This is a genomic window from Streptomyces sp. NPDC031132 (assembly GCF_055570595.1).
Genome location: NZ_JBVIGX010000056.1, coordinates 1 through 4,060, shown reverse-complemented (window position 1 = coordinate 4,060; position 4,060 = coordinate 1). Strand labels below are relative to the sequence as shown.

The window sequence follows — 4,060 nt, the reverse complement described above, 5'->3', positions numbered from 1 at the left end:
TGTGCGCGCGCCGAGGATAGAGCCGGGTGTGGACGACGGGGAGGAGGGGAAGGAGGGGAAAAAAAAAAAAAGCACCCCTCGTCTGTCCACCCCCCCCCCCCCCCCCGACCCGGACGTCACGATCAGACCAGGTCGAACCGGTCGAGGTTCATCACCTTGTCCCACGCGGCGACGAAGTCCTTCACGAACTTCTCCTTCGCGTCATCGCTCGCGTAGACCTCTGCGAGCGCACGCAGTTCGGAGTTCGAGCCGAAGACGAGGTCGGCGCGGGTTCCGGTCCACTTGACCTCGCCCGTGGTGGCATCGCGGCCCTCGAACGTGTTCGCGTCCTCGGCCGTCGCCGTCCACGTGGTGCCCAGGTCGAGCAGGTTGGCGAAGAAGTCGTTCGTCAGCGACTCGGGGGTCGTGGTGAGAACGCCGAGCGGCGACTGCTGGTGGTTGGCGCCCAGCACGCGGAGCCCACCGACGAGGACCGTCATTTCGGGGGCGCTCAGCGTCAGCAGGTTCGCCCGGTCGATCAGCAGGTACTCGGCCGGCAGCCGGTTGCCCTTCCCCAGGTAGTTGCGGAAGCCGTCGGCGACCGGCTCGAGCGCCGCGAACGACTCCACGTCGGTCTGCTCCTGCGAGGCGTCGGCACGGCCCGGGGTGAAGGGGACCTCCACGTCGAAACCGGCGTTCTTCGCGGCCTGCTCGACGCCCGCACCACCGGCGAGCACGATCAGGTCGGCGAGCGAGACCTGCTTGCCGCCGGTCTGGGCCGAGTTGAAGGACTGCCGGACGCCCTCCAGGGTGCGCAGCACCGTCGTCAGCTGGTCGGGCTCGTTGACCTCCCACCCGCTCTGCGGCTGGAGGCGGATGCGTGCGCCGTTGGCGCCGCCGCGCTTGTCGCTGCCGCGGAAGGACGAGGCCGAAGCCCACGCAGTGGAGACGAGCTGGGACACCGACAGGTCCGAGGCGAGGATCCTGTCCTTGAGGGAGGCGATGTCCTCGGCGTCGACGAGCGCGTGCGTCACGGCCGGCAGGGGGTCCTGCCACAGCAGCGTCTCGGACGGGACCTCCGGGCCGAGGTAGCGCACGATCGGGCCCATGTCGCGGTGGGTCAGCTTGAACCACGCGCGGGCGAAGGCGTCCGCGAACTCCGCGGGGTTCTCCAGGAAGCGCCGCGAGATCGGCTCGTACGCCGGGTCGAGGCGGAGCGCGAGGTCCGTCGTCAGCATCGTCGGCGCGTGGCTCTTCGACGCGTCGTGGGCATCGGGGACGGTACCCGAGCCGGCGCCGTCCTTCGGCCGCCACTGGTTCGCACCGGCGGGGCTCTGGAACAGCTCCCACTCGTAGCCGAAGAGGATCTCGAAGAAGCTGTTGTCCCAGGTGATCGGGGTGTTCGTCCAGATGCCCTCGAGACCGCTGGTGATCGCGTCGCCACCCTTGCCGGTGCCGAAGCTGTTGCTCCAGCCCAGGCCCTGCGCCTCGATCGGGGCGCCCTCGGGGTCGGCGCCGACGTTGTCCGCGGGGCCCGCGCCGTGGGTCTTGCCGAAGGTGTGGCCGCCCGCGATCAGGGCGACCGTCTCCTCGTCGTTCATCGCCATCCGGCGGAACGTCTCGCGGATGTCGCGGGCCGCGGCGAGCGGGTCGGGGTTGCCGTTCGGCCCCTCCGGGTTGACGTAGATGAGGCCCATCTGGACCGCGCCGAGGGGACTCTCCAGCTCACGGTCGCCGGTGTAGCGCTCGTCGCCGAGCCAGGTGGTCTCGGGACCCCAGTACACGTCCTCGTCGGGCTCCCAGACGTCCGCACGGCCGCCGCCGAACCCGAAGGTCTCGAATCCCATCTGCTCCAGGGCCACGTTGCCGGTGAGGATCATGAGGTCGGCCCAGGAGAGGCTCTGGCCGTACTTCTTCTTGACGGGCCACAGCAGGCGGCGGGCCTTGTCGAGGTTGCCGTTGTCCGGCCAGCTGTTGAGCGGGGCGAAGCGCTGCTGTCCCGCCCCGGCGCCGCCGCGGCCGTCGCTGATCCGGTACGTGCCGGCGCTGTGCCACGCCATCCGGATCATGAAGGGGCCGTAGTGGCCGAAGTCGGCGGGCCACCAGTCCTGCGAGGTGGTCAGGACCTCCGCTATGTCCTGCTTCACCGCAGCGAGGTCGAGGGTCTCGAACGCCGCTGCGTAGTCGAACTCCTCGCCGAGGGGGTTGGCCACGGCGGGGTTCTTGGCGAGGATCTTGAGGTTGAGCCGCTCGGGCCACCACTGGCGGTTTCCGCCGCCTTGCGTCGGGTGCGCGGCGCGCTCGTGCGCGACCGGGCACCCGCCTCCGCCCTCCGTCTTCGCGTCTACAACGATTGCATCATGGTTCTCAGACATGGGAATCCTTCCAAACCGGGCGGATCACGCTGCTAAGGAAGTGCGGTGGCGGAAGCGGCGTACGGGCGCGGCTGTCGTGAGGGTTGGCTGCCGACCGAACCGATCCTACGATGGACACAATCCAAGTCAAGAAGCACACCAAACCCATAACCAATAGGGATCCGGACCCGTCATCGAACTCCGAGCGTCCCACCGAACCTGAATGGGTGAACCGACATGAGTGACCTGCTGGAACGACTGCGTGGGCGTGGCTGGCGGATGACTTCCCAGCGGCGTGTCGTTGCGGAGGTACTCGACGGGGAACACGTGCACTTGACGGCCGACGAGGTGCATGCGCGGGCGGTGGAGCGGCTGCCGGAGATCTCGCGGGCCACCGTCTACAACGCCCTGGGCGAGCTGGTCGCCCTCGGTGAGGTGGTCGAGCTGTCCACGGACGGCCGCGCGAAGCGGTACGACCCCAACGCCCACCACCCGCACCACCACCTGGTGTGCTCCCGCTGCGGCACCATCCGCGACGTCCGCCCGACGGGCGATCCGCTGGCCGGCCTCCCGCCGGAGGAACGCTTCGGCTTCACGGTGTCCAAGGCCGAGGTCACCTACCGCGGCCTGTGCCCGTCCTGCACCTAGTCAGGCCCGGACGCACCCTGGAACGAAAATGAATGGCCATCCGTCCCCGCCGGCAGAGATGCTGCGGACGTGACGCTTCACCACGATGAGGTCCCGATCGACCAGGCGCTCGTCAGGTCGCTGCTGAAGGCGCAGCGCCCGGAGTGGGCCGGCCTGCCGTTGTCGCCCGCCGGTGCGGGGACGGACAACGTCATGTACCGGCTCGGCGACGACCTGGTCGTACGACTTCCGCGCACCGCCGAGACCGCCCGCTCCGTACACAAGGAGCAGGAGTGGCTCCCCCGCCTGGCACCCCGCCTCGCGAGCCCCGTCCCCGAGCCCGTCCACGCCGGCACGCCCACCGACGCCTTCCCGCTCGTCTGGTCGGTCTACCGCTGGTTCGACGGCGACGAAGCAGGCCCGGACACCGTCCGGGACTGGGCCGCCTTCGGAGCCGACCTGGCGGCCGTCGTGCGGGAGCTCCACGGCGTCGACCTCATGGGAGCGACCCGCGCGGACGACCTCAGCTGGTACCGCGGAGGCAGCCTGCAGGCCTGCGACGAGTGGTTCGGCAGATGCCTCGACGACTGCCGCACCACCGTGGGTCCGGAGCTCGACCTCGACGCGTTGGAACGGCTGTGGCGAACCGCGCTCGAGCTGCCCGAGCCTTCCGGGCCTCACGTGTGGCTGCACGGGGACCTCAAGCCCACCAACCTCCTGGTCCGGGAGGGCAGGCTCCACGCGGTCATCGACTTCGGAGCCCTGTCGGTCGGCCTTCCCGACGCCGAACACGCCACGGTCTGGGACCTGCCGCCCGAAGCGCGCCGGGCCTACTGGAACACCCTGGGCCTCGACGAACCGACCTGGGCCCGCGCCCGCGCCTGGGCGATCGCGGTCGCCGTGAGCGGCATCTCGTACTACTGGCACACCTACCCCGCCTTCGTCACCGAATGCCGGGCACGCCTCGAGGCGGTTCTCGCCGACGCGGCGGGCCGGACCGGTCGTTAGGGGGTGTCGTCAAAGTAGCGTCGTCCGCCCGTGAGGGCGGGGCCGGTGGGGTCTGGTGCGTGTGATCGCAAGGCGGAGGAGGGAGGCGACGC

At 70.0% G+C, this 4,060-nt stretch carries 3 protein-coding genes; 2 read left to right on the top strand and 1 reads right to left on the bottom strand.

All coding sequences use genetic code 11. The features are described from left to right. Positions 1 to 122: 122 nt before the first annotated feature. Positions 123 to 2,354, bottom strand: a complete 2,232-nt coding sequence (gene katG / locus ACZ49B_RS37045; protein WP_468315132.1) for a catalase/peroxidase HPI — start codon at positions 2,352 to 2,354, stop codon at positions 123 to 125. Positions 2,355 to 2,570: 216 nt separating this feature from the next. Here katG and ACZ49B_RS37040 point away from each other — a divergent pair, with 216 nt between their 5' ends. Both ACZ49B_RS37040 and ACZ49B_RS37035 read left to right on the top strand, forming a co-directional pair. Further along, positions 2,571 to 2,981, top strand: coding sequence for a Fur family transcriptional regulator (locus tag ACZ49B_RS37040; protein ID WP_468315130.1), 411 nt, complete (start codon positions 2,571 to 2,573; stop codon positions 2,979 to 2,981). Positions 2,982 to 3,050: 69 nt separating this feature from the next. Next, the gene (locus ACZ49B_RS37035) at positions 3,051 to 3,968 is read left to right on the top strand and encodes an aminoglycoside phosphotransferase family protein (RefSeq protein WP_468315127.1); all 918 of its coding nucleotides are present in this window, start codon (positions 3,051 to 3,053) and stop codon (positions 3,966 to 3,968) included. Positions 3,969 to 4,060: the final 92 nt, after the last annotated feature.

Bases quoted from the DNA above. Each gene is read 5' to 3' on its own strand.
- ACZ49B_RS37040 (WP_468315130.1), top strand. From the start codon at position 2,571: ATGAGTGACCTGCTGGAACGACTGCGTGGGCGTGGCTGGCGGATGACT.
- katG (WP_468315132.1), bottom strand. From the start codon at position 2,354: ATGTCTGAGAACCATGATGCAATCGTTGTAGACGCGAAGACGGAGGGC.